General features: G+C 60.5%; 17 protein-coding genes and 4 tRNA genes. 11 read left to right on the top strand and 10 right to left on the bottom strand.

Annotation, left to right across the window (positions count from 1 at the left end; genetic code table 11):
• The first annotated feature begins 22 nt into the window (after positions 1-22).
• The gene (locus tag BFW87_RS21095; protein ID WP_078741652.1) at positions 23-430 is read left to right on the top strand and encodes a PA2817 family protein; all 408 of its coding nucleotides are present in this window, start codon (positions 23-25) and stop codon (positions 428-430) included.
• A gap of 131 nt (positions 431-561) precedes the next feature.
• Here the strand turns inward: BFW87_RS21095 and BFW87_RS21090 are convergent, their stop codons facing one another.
• Positions 562-1,494 carry a LysR family transcriptional regulator gene (locus BFW87_RS21090; RefSeq protein ID WP_078741651.1) on the bottom strand — a complete coding sequence of 311 codons (933 nt, stop codon included), beginning with the start codon at positions 1,492-1,494 and terminating at the stop codon, positions 562-564.
• A gap of 89 nt (positions 1,495-1,583) precedes the next feature.
• On the opposite strand from BFW87_RS21090, the gene BFW87_RS21085 reads away from it, so the two are divergent.
• Positions 1,584-2,210, top strand: a complete 627-nt coding sequence (locus BFW87_RS21085; RefSeq protein ID WP_078741706.1) for a hypothetical protein — start codon at positions 1,584-1,586, stop codon at positions 2,208-2,210.
• A 201-nt stretch (positions 2,211-2,411) separates the two neighbouring features.
• Here BFW87_RS21085 and BFW87_RS21080 read toward each other — a convergent pair whose 3' ends face one another.
• Positions 2,412-3,986 (bottom strand): alkaline phosphatase D family protein, encoded by a 1,575-nt coding sequence (locus BFW87_RS21080; protein ID WP_078741650.1) that lies wholly within the window; start codon positions 3,984-3,986, stop codon positions 2,412-2,414.
• Positions 3,983-4,537: a GNAT family N-acetyltransferase gene (locus BFW87_RS21075; protein WP_078741649.1), complete on the bottom strand. Its 555-nt coding sequence runs from the start codon at positions 4,535-4,537 to the stop codon at positions 3,983-3,985. The genes BFW87_RS21080 and BFW87_RS21075 overlap by 4 nt, the downstream gene beginning before the upstream one ends.
• Before the next feature lie 190 nt (positions 4,538-4,727).
• On the opposite strand from BFW87_RS21075, the gene BFW87_RS21070 reads away from it, so the two are divergent.
• The 6 genes from BFW87_RS21070 (at position 4,728) to BFW87_RS21045 (ending at position 12,330) form a co-directional block, all read left to right on the top strand.
• Positions 4,728-5,135: an ExbD/TolR family protein gene (locus tag BFW87_RS21070; protein ID WP_005786670.1), complete on the top strand. Its 408-nt coding sequence runs from the start codon at positions 4,728-4,730 to the stop codon at positions 5,133-5,135.
• Between the two features lie 2 nt (positions 5,136-5,137).
• Entirely contained in the window at positions 5,138-5,872 is a 735-nt protein-coding gene (locus BFW87_RS21065; protein WP_078741648.1) for an energy transducer TonB family protein, read from the top strand.
• A 23-nt stretch (positions 5,873-5,895) separates the two neighbouring features.
• Positions 5,896-8,175, top strand: a complete 2,280-nt coding sequence (locus tag BFW87_RS21060) for a TonB-dependent receptor (protein WP_078741647.1) — start codon at positions 5,896-5,898, stop codon at positions 8,173-8,175.
• A gap of 18 nt (positions 8,176-8,193) precedes the next feature.
• Positions 8,194-8,841 carry a MotA/TolQ/ExbB proton channel family protein gene (locus tag BFW87_RS21055; protein ID WP_078741646.1) on the top strand — a complete coding sequence of 216 codons (648 nt, stop codon included), beginning with the start codon at positions 8,194-8,196 and terminating at the stop codon, positions 8,839-8,841.
• A gap of 246 nt (positions 8,842-9,087) precedes the next feature.
• The gene (locus BFW87_RS21050; RefSeq protein ID WP_078741645.1) at positions 9,088-10,305 is read left to right on the top strand and encodes a phospholipase D-like domain-containing protein; all 1,218 of its coding nucleotides are present in this window, start codon (positions 9,088-9,090) and stop codon (positions 10,303-10,305) included.
• A 285-nt stretch (positions 10,306-10,590) separates the two neighbouring features.
• Positions 10,591-12,330, top strand: coding sequence for a dipeptidase (locus tag BFW87_RS21045; RefSeq protein WP_078741644.1), 1,740 nt, complete (start codon positions 10,591-10,593; stop codon positions 12,328-12,330).
• Positions 12,331-12,359: 29 nt separating this feature from the next.
• Here the strand turns inward: BFW87_RS21045 and BFW87_RS21040 are convergent, their stop codons facing one another.
• Positions 12,360-14,015: a M24 family metallopeptidase gene (locus tag BFW87_RS21040; RefSeq protein WP_078741643.1), complete on the bottom strand. Its 1,656-nt coding sequence runs from the start codon at positions 14,013-14,015 to the stop codon at positions 12,360-12,362.
• Between the two features lie 77 nt (positions 14,016-14,092).
• Between BFW87_RS21040 and BFW87_RS21035 the strand changes: the two genes are divergently transcribed.
• Positions 14,093-15,574 (top strand): PLP-dependent aminotransferase family protein, encoded by a 1,482-nt coding sequence (locus tag BFW87_RS21035; protein ID WP_078741642.1) that lies wholly within the window; start codon positions 14,093-14,095, stop codon positions 15,572-15,574.
• Between the two features lie 37 nt (positions 15,575-15,611).
• Here the strand turns inward: BFW87_RS21035 and gltS are convergent, their stop codons facing one another.
• From gltS to BFW87_RS21010, 5 genes are all read right to left on the bottom strand, one after another.
• Positions 15,612-16,823, bottom strand: coding sequence for a sodium/glutamate symporter (gene gltS / locus BFW87_RS21030; protein ID WP_078741641.1), 1,212 nt, complete (start codon positions 16,821-16,823; stop codon positions 15,612-15,614).
• A gap of 192 nt (positions 16,824-17,015) precedes the next feature.
• Positions 17,016-17,091, bottom strand: a tRNA-Gly gene (locus BFW87_RS21025).
• Between the two features lie 3 nt (positions 17,092-17,094).
• A tRNA-Glu gene (locus BFW87_RS21020) sits at positions 17,095-17,170 on the bottom strand.
• A gap of 104 nt (positions 17,171-17,274) precedes the next feature.
• Positions 17,275-17,350, bottom strand: a tRNA-Gly gene (locus BFW87_RS21015).
• 4 nt (positions 17,351-17,354) lie between these two features.
• Positions 17,355-17,430 (bottom strand) — tRNA-Glu (locus BFW87_RS21010).
• 371 nt (positions 17,431-17,801) lie between these two features.
• On the opposite strand from BFW87_RS21010, the gene BFW87_RS21005 reads away from it, so the two are divergent.
• The gene (locus tag BFW87_RS21005) at positions 17,802-18,560 is read left to right on the top strand and encodes a hypothetical protein (RefSeq protein ID WP_078741640.1); all 759 of its coding nucleotides are present in this window, start codon (positions 17,802-17,804) and stop codon (positions 18,558-18,560) included.
• 115 nt (positions 18,561-18,675) lie between these two features.
• Positions 18,676-19,488: an alpha/beta fold hydrolase gene (locus tag BFW87_RS21000; protein ID WP_078741639.1), complete on the top strand. Its 813-nt coding sequence runs from the start codon at positions 18,676-18,678 to the stop codon at positions 19,486-19,488.
• 33 nt (positions 19,489-19,521) lie between these two features.
• Here the strand turns inward: BFW87_RS21000 and BFW87_RS32640 are convergent, their stop codons facing one another.
• On the bottom strand, positions 19,522-20,364 hold the full coding sequence (locus tag BFW87_RS32640) for a methyl-accepting chemotaxis protein (RefSeq protein ID WP_439848397.1): 843 nt from the start codon (positions 20,362-20,364) through the stop codon (positions 19,522-19,524).
• Positions 20,365-20,366 lie beyond the last annotated feature (2 nt).

Genomic DNA, 20,366 nt, shown 5'->3' with positions numbered 1-20,366 from the left:
TTTGCTTTAGAGGACTTATCTCGTGTCCAACGTCGTTGCCGATCATCTCGTCTTGCTCGACCACCTGCGCGGCATCCTGGTTGCCGTCGGCGAAGCCGAACAGGTGCCCGAGGAAAGCCACACACTGTTCCTGGAACGTTTCGACGAATTGCGCGCCCTGCTGCCGATCGACCCGATCGAAAGCCAGTACCTGGGCCAGGACCTGATGAGTCAGGTCATCCTGCGCTACCCGCAAATTGCCCACCTGGTCCCGCGCGACCTGCTGTGGTTCTTTGGCGGCGACTGCCTGCACTTCATGCCGGATGAAGAACTGGACCTGTACCAGGCCCTGGAAGAGCGTCGCTTCGAAGCCGAACAGAACGACGAACCGTTCGACTGGAACCAGGAAAAACAACTGCTGGCCATGCCGCAGGATCAGAGCAAGCACTGATCTTCCAGACCTGCACAGCATTCGATGTGGGAGCTGGCTTGCCTGCGATAGCATCACCTCGGTTCTCTTGAAAGATCGAGTTGCCCGCATCGCAGGCAAGCCAGCTCCCACATTTGCACCGCATCGCAACCCTACCGTCGGCGCAATGTCGGCTCCTTCGCCATACACTCCACCAGATAATCAATAAACACCCGCAACTTCGGCGGCAGGTACCGCGTTGGCGAATGCAGCAACCACGCCTCGCCATGGTACGACGCAATAAAATCCCACTCCGGTAACACCTGCACCAACCGCCCCTCCTCCAAGGCATGGCGCGCGGTGAAATACGGCAGGCTGCCAATCCCCACATGCTGAAGTACCGCATCCAGCCGCACGCCCGTGTGGTTCGCCGCATACCGCCCGCGCACGCCCACCGTTACCGCCTTGGCGCCCTGGCGAAATTTCCAGCGTGAATCCCCCGGGGTTTCCCCAAGATAAACGCAACTGTGTTCCAGCAAATCATGGGGATGGCTCGGCGTGCCATGCTCGATCAGGTACTGCGGTGTCGCGCACAACAAGTGTTCGATCGGCAACAACTGCCGCCCCACCAACCCCGGCGGCGGGCTGTCGGTGATGCGGATGCTCAAATCCACATTGTCATCGATCAGGTCCACATGCCTGTCCTCAAGGATCAGTTGCACATCCACCTTCGGGTAGCGCCGCAAGAACTCGGGCATGTGCGGGTGAACCACAAAGCGCCCTACCGCCTTGGGCACGCTGACCCGCACCAAACCCTCAGCCTCATGCGTGAACTGACCACTGATTTCCATCACCGAGCGCGCCGCGTTGACCATTTCCTGGCAACGCTTGAACACCTCTTCACCGCCTTCGCTCAGGCGCAATTTGCGCGTGGTGCGTTGCAGCAAGCGTGTGGCCAGGGCCTTTTCCAGACGCGAAATGCTGCGGCTCACTGCTGAAGGAGAAACACTGAGTTGTCGCGCAGCCTCGGAGAAACTGCCGGTTTCCACCACCTTGACGAAAATCGCCATTTCACCCAGCAGCGGCAAAGGAAGATTGATGCTCATGACGCACAGGTCCATTGATAATTGAACGGATTATCACCCATCTGCGCACTATTTATACTGCCCGCAGAACCCTGATGCGGATGTAGATGATGACCGAGCGCCTGTTTTTCACCCACGACCACCTGACTGCCGAACTTGAAGTGCTGGCCTGCACGCCGCACGAGGGCCAGTTTGCGGTCACGTTGCACTCTACGATTTTCCACCCTCAGGGTGGCGGCCAGCCATTCGACACCGGCTGGCTCGGCGACAGCCAGGTGGTACGTGTTATTCAGGAGGCGGACCGGGTGGTGCACTACGTGGATCAACCCGTAGAGCTCGGCCCGATCATTGCGCGGGTCGACGAACAGCGCCGCGCCCTGCACACCCGCCTGCATTCCGCCGGGCATTTGATCGGCAATGCCGGGGAAGCCCTGGGCTGGATGCCGATCAAGGCCCATCACTGGCCGGGTGAAGGCAAGGTCACATTTATTCGTGGCGAGGCCGCACAAGCCATTGACGCCGAGGCGATTCAAACGCAAATCAACCGCTGGATTGCCGCCGATTACCCTCGCCACATGGCCCTGGAAGACGGCACGCGTGAAGTCGGCTTTGGCGAACTGCCTGCCTACGCCTGCGGCGGCACCCATGTGCAAGCGCTGAGCGAGTTGGGCCAGGTGACGGTTCTGGCTTTGTCAGAGAAGAAGGGCGCGCTGTCGGTGCGTTATGAAGTCAGCTGAAAAATGAAGGCCGATAGCACTACTGTGGCGAGCGGGCTTGCCCGCGTTGGGGCGCGAAGCGGCCCCCATCAAGGTCACCGCGTTGCGTCAGATGCTCCTCGGTGACGGGTTTTGGGGCCGCTTCGCAGCCCAACGCGGGCAAGCCCGCTCGCCACAATAAGCGCGTTCGCCATTACGAATGCGCTTGGCTCAAATATCCTGCTATACCGCAACCGCCCCCGCCCGCCCCGGCTCAACCACAAACGACTTAAGCGTGGAAACCGTCGCCAACGGATCACGCGGGTCCGTAATCACACGAAAGTTCGTCAGCATCTTCTGCTCATCCACGTCTACCGACACATACCCCCGCTGACGGCTGTCAAAAAACTTCACGTGAGGATTCAGCGGTAAAAGCTGCGAGAACGCGTCAAAGGGCGGCCCATCCGAAGTAACCGATGAGCCGACAAATTCAGTGGCGACAACCGGCGAGTCCACATCATTGGCGTCGGCATGCAAATCCGTGGTCCAGAACGAATGGATATCACCGCCCCAGAACACCGGGTTCTTCACTTGCCTGCGCTGGATGGATGCGAGCATCCGCTCACGGTTGGCCATGTAACCATCCCACCCATCCGTCCAGCGCCCCGGTTTGTGATTGGTCAGGTCACGCTGGGTCAGCGGCGCTACCAGCAGGTCCTGGGCGATCACGTTCCACTGTGCCGGCGACTCGGCAAACCCGCGATCAAGCCAGGCTTCCTGCTCCCAGCCGAGCAGGGTTCGACGCGGATCGCGCAAGTCGGTGCAGGTGTTGTCGGCGATATGCCCCTGATGGCTGCCATTGGCTGCAATGCACGGCTGCTCGGAGCGGTATTGACGGCCATCGAGCACGTGAAAACGCGCCAGTCGGCCGTAGTCCAGGCGCCGGTAAATGCGCATGTCCAGGCCCTTCGGCAGGCTGCTGGCGCGCAGTGGCATGTGCTCGTAAAACGCCTGATAGGCCGCCGCCCGCTGCTTGAGAAATTGCGCCACCGGGATCTTCGGGTCCTGGGACCAGCGGTTGGCGTAGTCATTCTGCACTTCGTGGTCGTCCCAGGTCGCGACGCTGGGGGCGGCGGCGTGCAACGCCTGCAAATCCAGGTCGGTTTTGTACAGCGCGTAACGGTTGCGGTAGTCGCGCAGGCTCACCGCATTGCCGCTGCCGTGGGGCCGGATGATCTTGCCTGAATCCAGCGCGTAGGAGCTGTCGTAGATATAGTCACCGAGAAAAAACACCAGGTCGGGCTGCTCCGCCGCCAGGTGGCGATACGCGCTGAAATAACCGCGCTCCCAGTGGGAACAAGACACAAACCCCAATCGCGCCGACACCATGGCCTGCACCGGCGGCGTCGTGCACGCCTGACCCACCGGGCTTTGCGCGCCCAAACCTTCGAACTGATACCAGTACGGCCGGCCCGCCTCCAGCCCCACGACCTCGACATGCACCGAATGGGCGAAACGCTCGGTCGCCGTCACCTCGCCCTGGCGCACGATGCGTGTCATCGCCGCATCGCTGGCCACGCGCCAACGCACCGGTACCGCCTGGCGCAATCCGCCACGCCCGTCCGCAGCATTGAACAAGGGGGCCAGGCGCGTCCAGATCACAAAGCCGTCGGGCAACGGGTCGCCCGAAGCCACGCCAAGGGTGAACGGGTAATCGACCCCGGCACTGCGCGCAAACGGGCTGAGGATTGAAAATGCCGTGGCCACCGCAAGCCCGCTGAGGATGCGCCGCCGACCGTGGTCCACTGCTTCGTTCACAGGCAGCGCTCCCAGTCTTCGCGCACAGTGGCAAAGCCCAGTAAATCTTCGTACACGCCATTCTTGAGAAACGCCTGACGCTGGCAACCCTCAAAACGCAGGCCGATTTTCTCCATGACCCGCGCCGACTCCTTGTTGCAGCCAAAGCATTGGCTACCCACGCGCTGCAACTCCAATTGGGTGAACCCGAAGTCCATCATCGCGCGCGCAGCCTCGGCGGCGTATCCCCGGTTTCGACAGTGTCCGGCCACCCAGCCACCGAGGTGACCATAGTGATGGCGCGCGTTGAGACGCAGGCTGACCATACCCACCAACTCACCGGTTTCACGCACATGCATGCCCAGGTTCAGCAGGTCACCTGCGCGAAATTTTTCCGCGATTGAAGCAATAAACGTCTGCGCAGTTTCCAGGGTATAGGGCGACGGAATATTCGCCGTGTTCTGCGCAATATCCGGCCCGTTGGCGAGGGTAAACAGCGTCTCGGCCTGGTCGCTTTCCAGCGCCCGCAATAGTAGTCGCGATGTGGTCAATCGAGGCAATGCAGTCGGCATACGGGGTGGCTCTGGAGATAAATGCATCAAGAATGTACGGCTATTGTGTCAATTTCACTACGTCACAAAAATGCCGCATGAATCGACTGAAAGACTCGTCCTAGAGCCTTCAAATCGTAAATTAAAGTTAACCAATCGGTCATTTTCGGTTGTTAGCGTGTCGCCCCTAATTCAATAACGGGGTAACGGAATGAGAACCTGGGACGAACCCAAAAAACGCAAGGCGCACATCGAATTGATCCCGATGATCGACGTGATGATGTTCCTCCTGGTGTTTTTCGTACTCGTGAGCCTGAACGTGATTCCGGCCCTTGGCATGAAGACTCAATTGCCCAGCGCCAGCAGTTCGCAACAGCTCAAACCGCAGAACAAATTCATCCTGACCCTGGGCCTGGAAGGCCAGCTGCAACTCGACGGCAAAGACCTCACCGTTGATGCATTGGTACCCGCGCTGAAGGCAGCCGAAAAGCCGGACACCAAGTCGACAATCATCGTTAATAGTGACAAGGGCGTTGAGGTTTCGCGCCTGGTGGAAGTGATGGACACCCTGCGCCTGGGTGGCTTCACCTCCGTGTCCATTGCCACACGCAAGTCCTGATCATGTACGCCTTGTTTCGTGCGCGACAGCTGCTGGGCAGTGTCCCGGCCCTGATCGCCCTGGTGCTGATTGCAGTGGGCATCCAGTCACAGACGTTGAAAGTTACGCCGGTGTATGACGAGTCCGCGGTCGAGCTGGCATTGGTCGAGCCGGAGCCCGAAGTGATCCCGGAGCCCGTGGTGGAGCAAGAACCGCCACCGCCGGTGATCGAGGATGAAGAGGCCGAACCGGCCCCGCCGCCGCCACCGCCAAAACCCTTGCCAAAACCTGAACCCAAGCCCAAACCGGTGCCCAAGCCCAAACCCGTTGTGGCCGCCAAGCCAACGCCGACGCCTACGCCGGCGCCCCCGGTTGCGGCCAAGCCGGTACAGGCCGCTGCGGCACCGACACCGGCGCCGCCCGCCCCGCCAGCACCGCCGAAGGTCGATGGCCAAGCCCTCGAAGGCGGTTACCTCAAGGGGTTGCGCAACGAATTGGACACCTACAAGCAATACCCCACCGGGCGCCAGGCCTCCCTCGAACGCCCCAGCGGCGAGGTGGTGGTGTGGTTGCTGGTAGACCGCCAGGGCCGGGTGCTGGACTCCGGCATCCAAACCCAGACGTCAAGCATGCTGCTCAACCGGGCCGCCACCACCAGCTTGCGTCGCATCAAGCAAGTCAAGCCGTTCCCCGAGCAAGCCTTCGGGGGGCGCAATGAGCAGCGCTTCACCGCCACCTTCAACTACAGCGTGCAATAAGCACCGACACCAGGACGACAGTGATGAGGTTCACACGGATTCATCTGGCACTCGTTGCCGCAAGCATGGGCCATGGGATCGCCATGGCAGACACCGGCGACAGTGACGTCGGCACGATTGGCGTGCAGGGCAAGGCCACAGCGGGTGGCGGCTACATGGTGCAGGAAGAAAGCATCAAGGGCCGCTCCACCGTGACCAAGGAAGCGCTGGATAAACAGACCGCCACCGGCAACGCGATCGACAAGCTCAAGTACACCCCGGGGCTGAACATCTCCAGCGAGGACAACACCGGGCTGTCAGGCTTTCGCTTCACCATGCGCGGGCTCAACTCCGACCAGGTGGGGATGTCGGTGGACGGCATGCCGATCAACGACTCCGGCAACTACGCGCTGTACTCCAACCTGCTGGGCGACCCGGAAAACATCGACCAGATCTTCGTCACCCAGGGCTCGTCCGAAGCCGACGGCCCGCACATCGGTTCCAGCGGCGGCAACATTGGCATCGTGACCATTCGCCCAACCAAGGAAACCGGGGCGTTCGTCAAACAAATCGTCGGCAGCAACGCCACCCGCAAGACCTTCGCGCGGCTCAACACCGGCGAGGTCAACGGCTTGAGCAACTGGCTGTCGGTGTCGCATACCGAAGGCGACATGTGGCGCGGTTCGGGCGCCGTGCGGGCGGATAAGGTCGAGTGGAACAGCTTCTTCGACGCCGGCAATGGCAACACTGCCAACCTGATCCTCAAGTACCACGAGCAGGACAACAACAGTTACAGCCAGCTGACCAAGGCGCAGTTCCAGCAATACGGGCGCAAGTACGACCCCTACCCCGCCAACCCGACCGTGGGCAGCAACGGCAAGTTGAACAGCTACTACGCGCTGGCGCAAAACCCGTTCCAGACCTTTACCGGCGTGCTTAACACCCAATTCAAACTGGCCGACAACCTGGCCCTGTCGGTCATCCCGTATTACTACTGGGGCAACGGCAGCGGTGTGGGCTCGTCCAGCTATGCCCTGAACCGTGGCTCGAACCAGGGTGGCGTGTTCGACCTGGGCAACTTGCCGACCGCCGCGCAGTACAACGCCGACGGATCCTCGACCACCGGCGTGTATTACCGCCCTTCGCGCACCCAAACCTGGCGCCCGGGCATCACCACCAAACTGAACTGGGACCTTGGCGACCACAGCCTGCAGTTCGGCTACTGGTATGAGCGCGCGCGCCAGAGCCAGACCCAGCCGTTCATTGCCCTGAAAAACAGCGGCAAGCCGACCGACACCTGGCCGGACGGAGACTCGGTGGTTGATGCCAACGGCAACACCGTGCAGGGCCGCGACCGCTTCACCATTACTCCGGCACAGAAAGTCTGGGCCCAGGACACCTGGTACATCAATTCGGACTGGACCCTGATCGCGGGCCTGGCCTACATGAACGTCAAGCGTGACGGCACCAACAACGGCAGCCTCACCGAACAGCCGGAAAAACGTAACCAGAGCTACAACAAGCTGTTGCCCAACGCCGGCCTGAAATACCAGCTGGATGAACGTGACCAGTTGTTCTACAGCCTGTCGCGCAACATGCGCATCCCGCAGAACTACGTGCTGTATGACAAGGGCGTCGGCTCGATCGACTCCAAGCCGGAAACCAGCTGGAACCACGAGTTGGGCTGGCGCTTCACCGACGAAGACATGACCGTGGCGGCCACCTTGTTCTACATGCAGTTCAAGGATCGCCAGGTATCGTCCAGAGACATCAACGGCGACTTCGCCGACATCAACGCAGGCTCCGTCAACAACAGCGGCCTGGAGCTGGAGTGGAGCGGCCTGCTGCCGAATCACTTCAACTACTACACCTCCTACACCTACACCAAGGCCGAGCAGCAGGACGATTTGACCGTCTACAACGCCGGCAAGGCCATCGTATTGCCCACCAGCGGCAAGCAGTTCGCCAACGTGCCGAAGAACATGCTCGCAGCGAATATCGGCTACGACGACGGCCGTTTCTACGGCACCTTCGGCGGCAAATACACCAGCAAGCTTTTCGGTGACTTGACCAACGATGAGGCGATTTCCGGCCGCACCATTTTCAACCTCGGCGCCGGTATCTACCTGCCGGTGGACAAGAAAGTGGTCAAGGACGCCACCCTGCGCCTGAACGTCGACAACCTGTTCGACAAGAAATACCTGGACGGCGTGTACACCACCAAGACCAACGCGGCCAGCTACAGCGGCTTCCGCGACGGCGACCCGGCCTACATCGTTGGCCTGGACCGTACTGTCACCGTTTCTCTGGAAGCGAATTTCTAACCACGAGGCTTGAGAATCATGGACATGAACCTGCTTCACGACGTCACCTTCTATGTGATGTACGCCGCGATGGCCATCGCCATCTTTATCGCCATCGAGCGGGGCATCTACTTCGCCTACGTGCGCCGTCAGGCGCGCGCCTTGACCGACGTGCTGGGCGCCAACGTGCACAGCGAACGCGACTTGCCTGAAAGCCTGACCCGCCGCGACAGCCTGCCGCTGAACATGGTGTTGCCGGTACTCGCGCAGAAGGCCTCCCACGGTTCACGCAAGGATTTGGATGACGAGATCGAAACCCAATACCTGAAGACCCGTGCACCGCTGTCGCGCAGCCTGTGGATCATCGAGACCATCACCACTGCCGCGCCGCTGCTCGGCCTGTTGGGTACGATCCTCGGCATCATCGACACCTTCAAGGCGCTGGCTACGGCGGGTGTGTCCGACCCGGGGCAGATTTCCGGTGGTATCGGTACGGCCTTGTTCGCGACCGGCCTGGGTATCGCCATTGCGCTGTTCTGCGTGGTGTTCCACAACTTCTTCCAGGACAGCCTGGAGCGCATCAATGATCAGCTGAAAATCCTGCTGATCCGCGCCGCCACCGGTGCCCGTGTGCAAAGCGAAGTACCGCACCTGGTGCCAGCGCCGCTGCACAGCCGCACGGCCTAACCTTCGAGGCGGGCGCGCCCCTGTGGTGAGCGGGCTTCCTGTGGCGAGCGGGCTTGCCCCGCGTTGGGCTGCGAAGCAGCCCTAAAACCTGACGACGCGGTTTATCAGTTGCACCGCGTCGTTTGAATTGGGAGCGCTTCGCACTCCAACGCGGGGCAAGCCCGCTCACCACAGGAAGCCCGCTCACCACAACAAGCCCGCTCGCCACAGATACTCTGTTTGTCTTTTTGCCCGATGAGACGCCCCATGCCCCTCTCGATGAAATTGCGTATCGCAGGCCTCGCCGCCTCTCTCCTCAGTCCGCTGGCCCAGGCGGACTTTTCAATTCCAGGGTTTGAACTGGTGCACACCGTGCCGGTGGATACTGAGTTGAGTACCGCCGATTTGCGCCAGCCCGGCCCGGTGTGGATTGAACTGTTTGATGGTGCGAAAACCCGCATTGATATCGGCCAGTTCTACGCCGCCGATCACCCCGGTTCAGTGATGGACAAGGTGATCGAACACCTGGAGGCCGCCGGCAAACGCGGTGTGAAGATTCGCTTTTTGCTGGAAGAAAAAGGCATCAAGTTATCGGAAGCTTCTACGCTGGAACGCTTGCGCGCAATCCCCAACCTGACCTTCCGCGTGCTGCCTTACGGGCAACTCAGCGGCGGGATCATCCATGCCAAATACATGGTGGTGGATGCAGAGCAGGCGTTTATCGGCAGCCAAAATTTCGACTGGCGCTCGCTGGAACATATCCACGAAACCGGGCTGCGCATCAGCGACGCGAACGTGGTTGGCCAAGTGCAGGCGATCTTCGATCAGGACTGGCAAGCGCAAGCGGCGTTGACCGAAAACAAACCCGTGCCTCTGCCGACAGCAGGCCAGGCGCCTGCGCGAACGGGCAATTATCTGGTGGCCAGCCCGCAACGCTACAACCCGCCGGGCGTGGGCGACTCACAACTGGAATTGCCGCGCCTGCTCGGCGAAGCGAAAAAAGAAGTGCGCGTACAACTGCTGGACTACGCGCCGCTGTCCTATGGGCCTGACAGAACCCGCCCCTACTACGCGGTGATCGACAACGCCGTGCGCGCCGCCGCCGCACGCGGCGTGTCGATCAAGCTGATGGTGTCGAACTGGAATACCGACCCGCTGGAACTGCCCTACCTCAAGAGCCTCGCGGTGCTGCCGAACGTCGAAGTCAAGATCGTCACCCTGCCCGAGGCCAAGCAAGGGTTTATCCCGTATGCGCGGGTGATCCACAGCAAGACCCTGGAAATCGACGGGCAAGTGGCGTGGGTGGGCACCAGCAACTGGCTGGGCGGTTACCTGGATAACTCGCGCAACCTGGAGGTGGTGATGCGCAGCGAGGCGATGGCCAAGCGTGTAGGGGAATTGCATGAGCAGTTGTGGGACGGGCCGTATGCCAAGGCATTGGATGTAGCGGCGCAGTACCCGGAGCCACATCCCGGCAAGCCTTGAAACCCGGATCAAAAAGCCCATTGGAAACCCTGTGGGAGCGGGCTTGCCCGCGATAGCAGTGCATCAGCCACCGCAAGAGTCGGCTGACATACCGCCATCGCGGGCAAGTCGAATCGTCGCACCGCCGCTCCCACATTTGAATCTCTGCGCTCTTGGCATTTGAGTACGACATTTCCCACATCCAAGTCTCCCAATCCCGAGCTTGGTGATGGTAGTGTGTGAAAATGTTTCTGACAGATCGATCAGAAACCTCTTACTCACGACCTGCAAAGGAATGCTCTACCCATGCACTTTCCACTGAAAAAAATCGTGGCGGCCACGCTGTTCGCCGCCAGCCTGTCGGCTGTCGCCAGCCCTGCTTTTGCCAATATCACCGAGCAACAAAGCGCAGCCATTCTGAAGAGCTTCAGCGAAACGTCAGTCACTGATTTTCGGGGTTTCCTCGGCACCCTGGCCAAGGGCGACCTGGGTAAAACTGCCGACGTGGGACCGGCCATCAGCGCCTTTCTCGACAACAAAACCCTGAGCGCCGACCAGCAGAATGAAATCAATCGCCTGCTCGGCATTTACACGCGGGTGAAATACGGCAAGGCCGCCCTTGAAACCCTGCGCGAGCTGGTGGAAATCCCGACGTTCAACGTGGATGGCCTGCCGCAGTACAAAAACCCGGAATTCCTCAAGATCGCCGGCAAGATCCAGGATCTGGCAAAGGCCTTCAACCTGAACTTCCGCAACATCGATAACCGTGTTTACGAAATCAGCCTGGAAGGCAGCAGCGACGAAGTGGTGGGCATCCACGCCCACGCCGACGTGGTGCCAGTGACGCCGGAAAACTGGGTGCTCAAGGACGGCACCAAGCTCGACCCGTTCAAGGTCACGCTGATCGGCGACCGCATGTACGGCCGTGGCACCGAGGATGACAAAAACGGCATCGTCGTGGCCATGTACGCCATGAAAGTGATCAAGGAAGAAAAGCTGCCACTGGCGCGCACCTTCAAGCTGCTGGTGGACACCACCGAAGAAACCTCCGGTGACGCGATCCCCTACTACTTCGAACACAACCCGACGCCGCAATACAACCTGGCGCTGGACGGCGGCTACCCGGTGGTGATTGCCGAGAAAGGCTACGGCACCGTCATGGCGACTTTCCCGGTGCGCAAGGGCGACGGCAAAGGCGCGGAAATCATTTCGATGACTGGTGGCATGGCGACCAACCAGATTCCTTCGGTGTCGGTTGCGACCCTGGTCAGCGACAAGCCGGCTGAACTGGCTGCCAGCCTGGAGCAAGCCGGTGCTGCGTATGCCAAGGCCAAGGGTGGCGATTTTGAAGTCGCCGCCACAGTGGTCGGTAAAGACGTCAAGCTGACGGTCACCGGCGTGTCTGCGCACTCGTCCGCGCCGCAATCGGGCGTCAACCCGGTCGCGCGCATGCTCGAGCTGATCCACAGCATCGACGGCAAAATCGCCCTCAAGCACAACCACATCACCGACGCCGCGCGTTATGCGTCCGACAACTGGGGCCTGGATTACCTGGGCGGCAAGTTGGGCGTGGGCTTCGCCGATGATTTCATGGGGCCGCTGACCACCTCGCTGACCTTCGTCGGCCAGGATGCCAAAGCCTTCAAACTGGCAGTGAACCTGCGTGTACCGAAGGGCAAGTCGCCGGAAAAACTCAAGGCTGAAATAGCCGACAAGCTCAGCGCCTGGGACAAGCAGTCCAAAGTGAAAGTGAGCTTCACCTACTCGATAGCCGCGCCGATGTACCGCAACCCGGAAGGCGAATGGGTGAAGGCCCTACTGGCCGTCGCCACTGAAAACCTCGGCATGGAGCACAAATTCGGCACCTCCGCCGGCGCGACCTCCGTGCATGAGCTGCCCAACGGTGTGCAATTCGGCCTGGCGCGTCCGGAAGAGAAGTACACCGGTCACACCGACGGTGAGTTCAAGACCGTCGGCCAGTTCCTCCTGGACCTGCAGATTGTCACTGAAATGATGGGCCGCGTCGGGCAGTTGCCGAAGCTCTGACGCCCTTTGAGCCCGCCGCAATGGCGGGCTCATCGCATCAGGATGTCTTCGAAAAAACCGCCAATGGGTAATGTTGGGTGGCAGAGCTGGACCTCCAGCACCCACACCATTTCGCTGGGCGTGATTTCGAGTTCAGCCAGCTCCGTGTCCCCGAACAGCGCATGGGGAAAGTCCGCAATGCGGTGGCCGGCCAGGTTGCGTGATAAGCGCCAGCCCTTCGACACGGCGCGGTCCTCGGCAAAGTCGTACAGCTCGCAGCCGGTCATGCCGCGCAGCCAGGCGTCGCGGGTTTCATCGAACACTTCATGCAACGCTTTGCGGCAATCCAGGTGCAACGGCGCCTCGCCGAAGATGAAAGTGTCGCCGTAATCTCCCTCGTAACCGTCCCACACCGGGCCAAGGTCGACCACCACAATGTCACTGGGACGCAGCGTGCGCAGCGGGTCAATTCCTTCTCGGGACGGGCGCACCGTGTCGTCGCCAAAACGGATGTAGGTCGGGTGCCAGGTGTGCGATGCGCCCATGGCCTGCAGCTGTTGGCTGGCCATTTCCAGGGCTGCGCCGGTGGTCATGCCGACCTTGAGTTGGCTGGCAATCGCCGCGAGCGCGCGCACGGTTTTTTCACGGGCGGCGAGCATGCCGTCCAGAGAATACCGGGGGCCGACTTTTTCCCAGGTTTCATCCAGTGAACCGAGCAGCGTATCGACACCCGACTGGCCGCTGGGCACAAAGGCTTCGGCGACAAAACGGTGGCTCGGCAGGCCCGCCGCCAGGCAATCCGCGCGCGTCTGGCTAATCATCATGCCGTTACCGCAGGCGTACACCTGGGCCGCTGCCCAGGTGTGCCCATGGCTCAGCGCAACTTCCTGCACCCTGCCCTGCGATGCCAGTACCGGGTGCCAGTGAAAGCGCGGGTGGCCGAGGACCGATTGATCGAGGAATTCGCGGTCGTAAAAGTCGCCCGCCTGGGCGCCACCCCAGTAAAACGTCACCTCTACATCACGCTTCAAGGCGGTCAGCAGGATCGGCTTGATGCCCGCGTAGCCGGTGCCTGTGGCGAACAGGACGACAGGCGCAGCGTCATCGTCCTGCCAGGTGCAGGCACCAAAAGGCCCTTCCAATTGCAACAGATCACCCGCTTCAAGGCTGCCCAAAAGAGTCTCGGAAAACAGTCCGCCACGCACTTGGCGAATCTGAAACACCAGGCGCCCATCGCCGTCGGCCGGCAGGTTGGCGATCGAGAAGCAACGGGAGTCGCCGTCGACCAGGCGGAACTTGAGGTACTGGCCCGCCCGCGCCGCCAATGGCATATCCGGCATCACGATCAACTCGATGATGTCCGGGCTCAGTGCGCGCTTGCTCAGCACTGTCGCCTCGACGGCCAGCGCGGGCGTGTCCAGCGACCAGCCGGGGATCTCCAGGCACATGTCGGCGCAGGCGTGGCTCTGGCACAACAGCATTTCATTCGCGGCCAGCGGATAGCTGGGGGCCGGTGCGCCCGGCGCAAGTTGTTTGGCCCGGTACGCTCCCTGCGTAACCACGACCTTGCACGAACCACACGCCCCGCGCCGGCAGGAGAACGGCACGGGCAGGCCGCTGGCAAGCATTGCATCCAGCAACAATTCGTCACCGGCCTCAAAGGTGGTGCCCGAGGGGGAGAGTTCGATTACGTGGCGTGGGTTCATAAAGACCTCAGGGTGAGTGAGGCCTGATTGTTGCGCTAGACTGGGCCCATTAGAACCTCCAGTTTTGGATACTTCAGATGGTCCAGATGCGAAAGTGGCGCCCCCTGCTCAAACTTGATGAAGGCGTACCTCAGGCCTCCTACCGCAAAATCACCGAAGGTTTGGTCGCCGCGATTACTGAAGGGCGGCTACCGCCGGGCACGATGCTGCCGGGGACGCGGGAAATGGCGCAATTGCTCGACGTCAATCGCAAGACAGTGATCCTTGCCTACGAAGAAGCCCTGACCAAAGGCTGGCTGATCAGCGAGCCGCGCCGTGGGACGTTCGTTAATACGCAATTGGCCGCCAAGCCTGCGCCCAGTCGTGCGCAGCAATCCTTTGCACCGCGAATCCTTGAGCCGGCGGTGGTTCCGTATTTCACTCAGAACGCCCAAGTAATCGCCCTGCAGCATCGGCATGACGCGCTGTTTTTCGACAACGGCGCATGCGACCACCGCCTGCTGCCGCAAGCCGTGTTGCATCGCTACTACCGCAACGCCCTGCGCAATAGCTTTGCCTCCAATACCGTGCGCTACGGCAGTGAAGGCACCGGCCATGAATTGCGCTGCGCGCTGGCCGAGATGCTGCGCAGTAACCGTGGGCTGGCAGTCAGCGCGGAAAATATCTGCCTGACCCCAGGCACCCAGGTGTCGTTGTTCCTGACGGCTAGCCTGCTGATCCAACCCGGCGATGTGGTGCTGGTAGAGCGCCTGAGCTACCCGCCGGCCTGGGAGATTTTCCGCAGGCTGGGCGCGCAACTGGTCACCGTCGACATAGATGAGGAAGGCTGCCGCACGGACCACATTGAACAGTTATGCCGCACACATGACGTGCGGATGATCTACCTCACACCGCACCACCAATTCCCCACCACCGTGAGCCTGCATGCGGCGCGTCGGCAGCACCTGCTGGCGTTGGCGGCGTTGCATAACTTCTGTGTGATCGAGGAAGACTACGACCACGAATATCACTTTAACGGACGACCTTACCTGCCGTTGGCCAGTGATAATGCGCAGCGGCATGTGGTGTATATCGGCTCATTGTCCAAGGCACTGGGTTCGACCTTTCGTTGCAGCTATATAGTGGCTCCCACGGATGTGATCGAAGCCCTGCAAGGCAACGCCGCGCTGATCGTCGGCGACACCGATGCCGTCGCGCAGAAAATGCTGGCTGACCTGATCAATGACGGCGAACTGAAGAAACACCTGCGCCGGGTGTCAAAGGAATACGCGGCGCGGCGCGAAGTCATGCAGGGTTGCCTGCACGAGGCCTTCGGCGAACGTATCCACGTACGTGAGCCGGAGGGCGGCCTGGCGCTTTGGGTACGTTTACAGGATGAAACGAATGTGGATCAGTGGGTAAACCGCGCGTTGGACCACGGCGTGGTGGTGCGCAGCGCGCGGCAGTTTTCGCCCATGGGGTTGCCGGAAAATGCCTTGCGGCTGGGGTTTGCTTCGCTGGACCGGGAGGAGATCCGAACAGCCACGCAACGCTTGGCACGGGCGCTGAGTCAGTGTTGAAATTTTCCTTGAAGAAAACAGCCTGCCAAGGTTTCGCTCAACCTGTACTGCCAAGAAATGGCAGCGCCAGGTACAACTTGATCACCACCGCGTTGGTGATGTCGATGAAAAACGCGCCCACCATCGGCACCACCAGAAAGGCGATCTGCGAAGGGCCGAACCGTTGCGTCACCGCCTGCATATTCGCAATGGCGGTGGGCGTGGCCCCCAACCCGAAGCCGCAGTGCCCTGCCGCCAGCACCGCCGCATCGTAGTTGCTGCCCATGACCCGGAAGGTGACGAAAATCGCGAACAGGGCCATCAGTAACGCTTGTGCCGCCAGCAGAATGACAATAGGCAAGGCCAGGGCCGCCAAATCCCACAGTTTGAGTGACATCAGCGCAATTGCCAGGAACAACGACAAGCTGACATTGCCCAGCAGCGACACTTCACGCTCGAACACCTGGTGCCAACCCAGCGCCGACAAACCATTACGCAGCACCACGCCGACAAACAGCACACAGACAAAGGTCGGTAACTCGAATGCGGTGCCTTGAATGAAGCCGCTCAGAAAGCTGCCGACTTGCAGGCTGATCGCCAGCAGCGCCAGGGTTTCGATAAACGAGAACGAGGTGATCATGCGTTCCTGGTGGGGTTGCTCAAACCCTTTGGGCAGGCGCGGCTGTGCGTGCTCGACGCCTGGCACCTGGACCCGTTTGATCAGCAGGCGCGCCACAGGGCCACCAATCAAACCGCCCAGCACCAGACCAAAGGTTGCCGAGGCAATCGCCAGTTCACTGGCCGAGGCCACACCATATTTTTCGCTGAACACCGCCGCCCACGCAGCCCCGGTGCCGTGCCCGCCCGACAACGTGACAGAGCCGGCCAGCAAGCCCATCAACGGGTCGAGCCCCAACGCTGTTGCCAGTGCAATGCCCATGGCGTTTTGCACCAGCAGCAGGCCCGTCACCACTAGCAGAAATATCCCCAGTACACGCCCGCCTTTTTTCAGGCTGGCAAAATCAGCATTCAGGCCGATGGTGGCGAAAAACGCCAACATTAACGGCGCCTGCAATGACCCATCGAACCGAACCTCAATACCCGCCAGCCCGCGCAATGCCAACAACAACGCGGCAACCAGCAAGCCACCGGCTACCGGTTCCGGAATACTGTAGGTGCGTAAAAAGTCGATTCGGGCCACCAGCCAACGCCCGAGCAACAGCACCAGGGAAGCGGCGACCAGCGTGGAATAGAAATCAAGTTGAAGCATCTGGGCAGCTCTCTGATGTCAGCAGGCAGAAGAAGCTGGCCAGAGTAGAGAGGTTGGGGCGGGCGCACACCTGCCCAAGTGTAAGTACAGATTATTCACATGTACTTGGAAAAAAGTCCTACAGGCGGGCTGGACAAAAAATCCGCACAAACAAAAACGCCGATCATTTCTGATCGGCGTTTTCGCTAAATATGGAGCGGGAAACGAGACTCGAACTCGCGACCCCGACCTTGGCAAGGTCGTGCTCTACCAACTGAGCTATTCCCGCAAATGGCGTCCCCTAGGGGACTCGAACCCCTGTTACCGCCGTGAAAGGGCGGTGTCCTAGGCCACTAGACGAAGGGGACACGCTACTGAAACACATGGTGTGTATTTCAGTGCCCAGAGATTAAATCCGAAGATTATGCCCTGGTTTCACTCAGTGCCACCCGAGGGCAACACTGCTTAAATTTGGAGCGGGAAACGAGACTCGAACTCGCGACCCCGACCTTGGCAAGGTCGTGCTCTACCAACTGAGCTATTCCCGCATATTGGCGTCCCCTAGGGGACTCGAACCCCTGTTACCGCCGTGAAAGGGCGGTGTCCTAGGCCACTAGACGAAGGGGACACACGTACAACATTCACTCCCTACCGCGTTTCGCTGTGTGCTTTACGCTGTAAGTGGCGCGCATTCTATGGATGGATTGAAAGGTCGTCAACCCCCAAGGATAAATTTATTTAAATCAATGACTTCGCCCCGCTTTCCGGGCGTTTGCGCGTGGTTGGGCCGTCCGGACCTTGACGCCTATATTCTGACGTCCGACAAGACGCTATAGTTCGCTCCAGCGAATGATGGCAATGTGCATCTACGCAGGGAAAGCTTACCTATATAGAAGAAACTACCTGGGCAACTGGTCGAACAGTCCTATCCGCCAGATGGCCCAGTCACTACACTCCACAGCAAACCCTATAAAAGAGGTCACACCGGTGACACCACTCATGATCACCCTGCTGGTAATAGCCGGGATCGTAATACTGATCGCCATTGGCTACATGAACCACGTGGTGGAAAACAACAAGCTGGAAAAGAAGCGTACCGAGATCGAGCTAAACGATCGGCTGCGCCGTTGCGGTGAAATTACCGAGACCTTCCCCGGCCAGTTGATGACGCCGGCGCTCAAACTGTTGCTGACTCGCCTTGAGCTCAACGTTAACGCGCGCTTGCTGAACCTCAACAAGTCCAGCGCAGCGCTCAAGGCGCGCATCAGCGAATTGAATGCGCTGGTGGCCCAAGGCGAGTCGATCCCGGTGACCAATCCGCCCTCGCCGATCCAGACCGAAGCCAAGGCCAAGGACGTACGTTTCCTGCTCGAAGCCCTGCACGGCCAGGTTACCCGCGCCGCTCAGGACGGTTTCCTGCCGACCAACGAGGCCAAACACTGGATCAAGGAAATTCGTCATATTCTGGTGCTGCTGCACATCGAGTTCTTCAACAATCTCGGCCAGCATGCCCTGCAACAAGGTCAGCCGGGGCAGGCGCGCCTGGCCTTCGAGCGTGGCGTGCAATATTTGCGCAAGCAGGCAGAACCGGTGCTCTACAGTGCGCAACTGCAGTTGCTGGAGAATCAATTGGCCCGCGCCAACTCCACCGTGCTGACCAACAGCAAGCCTGCTGAAGACGAAGTCAACGAACTGACTGAGGGCCTCAAAGTCGTCGACGCCGACGCCGAGTGGAAAAAGAAAGCCATCTACGACTGATCGCCCTCCCCCCATGTGGCGAGTTTCTCGCCACATGCCATCAATTTGCACCTATCCCGCCGCCCCCGACTAGCGTAAAAAAGTGCCCCTCACTCCGTGAAGTTAGAGGCCTGCTATGCCCGTCGCCGTGATTGATGGACAACCGCTGAACTATGTCGACCAGGGCACCGGCCCGGTCGTTTTGCTGGGCTCAAGTTACCTGTGGGGCCACGACATGTGGGCCCCGCAGATTGAGGCCCTGTCGCAGCAGTATCGTGTGATCGTTCCCGAGCTATGGGGCCATGGCGAATCCGGCCCGCTGCCCGCGCACACGCAATCGCTGGATGACCTGGCACGCCAGAACCTGGCCCTGCTGGACCACCTGGACATTGACCAGGTCAACCTCGTAGGTCTCTCGGTCGGCGGCATGTGGGGCGCACGCCTGGCGTTGCTGGCCCCCGAGCGCATCAACAGCCTGGTGCTGATGGACACCCACCTGGGCGCCGAGCCCGAGGCCACGCGTCAGTACTACTTCTCGCTGTTCAAGATGATCGAAGACGCCGGGGCCATCCCCGAGCCGTTGCTGGATGTGGTAGCGCCAATCTTCTTTCGCCCGGGCATCGACCGCGAATCGGCGCTGTATCAGGGCTACCGTAAGGCATTGCAGGACTACTCCAGGGAACGCCTGCTGGACAGTATCGTGCCGCTGGGCCGAGTGATTTTCAGCCGCGCCGACATTCTGGACCAACTGCCCCGCCTGGATGCCGACACAACGTTGGTAATGTGCGGCGAGCACGACAAACCTCGCCCACCTGCCGAATCCAGGGAAATGGCCGAGTTGATCGGCTGCAGCCTGATCCTGATTCCAGACGCGGGGCACATCTCCAGCCGTGAGAATCCGGACTTCGTCAACGAAGCGCTGCTGACCTTCCTCGCCAACAACGCCTGACCCCTCCCCTTTGATCGCCGCACTCAGCGGCGGTCAAAGGCGGAAATGCCCCACCATGCCCTTGAGCTCCGCCCCCAACTGCGCCAGCTGAATGCTCGACGCGGCATTGCCTTGCATGCTCAACGCCGACTGATCGGCACTCGCGCGAATGCTGGTGACGCTGCGGTTGATTTCTTCGGCCACCGAGCTTTGCTCCTCGGCAGCTGCAGCGATCTGCTGGTTCATCTGCTGGATCAACGACACAGCAGCGGCGATGCTGCCCAACGCGCTTTCGGTTTCCAGTGCATCACTCACCGCCAGCTTTACCAGTTCGCCGCTCTGCTGGATCTGTTCAACGGATGATTGCGCAGCGCTGCGCAAGGTGCTGACCAGCCGCTCGATTTCTTCGGTGGATTGCTGGGTGCGCTTGGCCAAGGCACGGACTTCATCGGCCACCACCGCAAAGCCGCGGCCTTGCTCGCCCGCACGGGCGGCTTCAATCGCGGCGTTAAGCGCCAGCAGGTTGGTCTGCTCGGCCACGCTTTTGATCACACTCAGCACCGTGCCGATATTCTGGATTTCGGCACTCAGGCTCTCGATGCTGGCGCTGGCACTGGTGCTCGACGTCGCGAGCAATTCAATTCGTTGCAGGCTCTGACGCACCACCTGTTGGCCACTGTCGACCTTGTCGTCCGCCGTTTGCGCAGCTTGCGCGGCCTCTTCGGCGTTACGCGCTACATCGTGCACCGTGGCGGTCATCTGGTTCATCGCCGTAGCCACTTGCTCGGTTTCTTCTTTCTGGCTGCTGACCTCGACATTGGTCTGCTCCGTCACGCTGGACAGCGAATGCGCCGAGCTGGCCAATTGCTCAATACCCGCCTGCAGCCCGCTGACCATAT

Source organism: Pseudomonas fluorescens, assembly GCF_002022275.1.
Classification (GTDB): domain Bacteria; phylum Pseudomonadota; class Gammaproteobacteria; order Pseudomonadales; family Pseudomonadaceae; genus Aquipseudomonas; species Aquipseudomonas fluorescens_AJ.
Note: the sequence above shows the minus strand (reverse complement) of the source record. Positions and strands in the feature narration are given on the sequence as shown.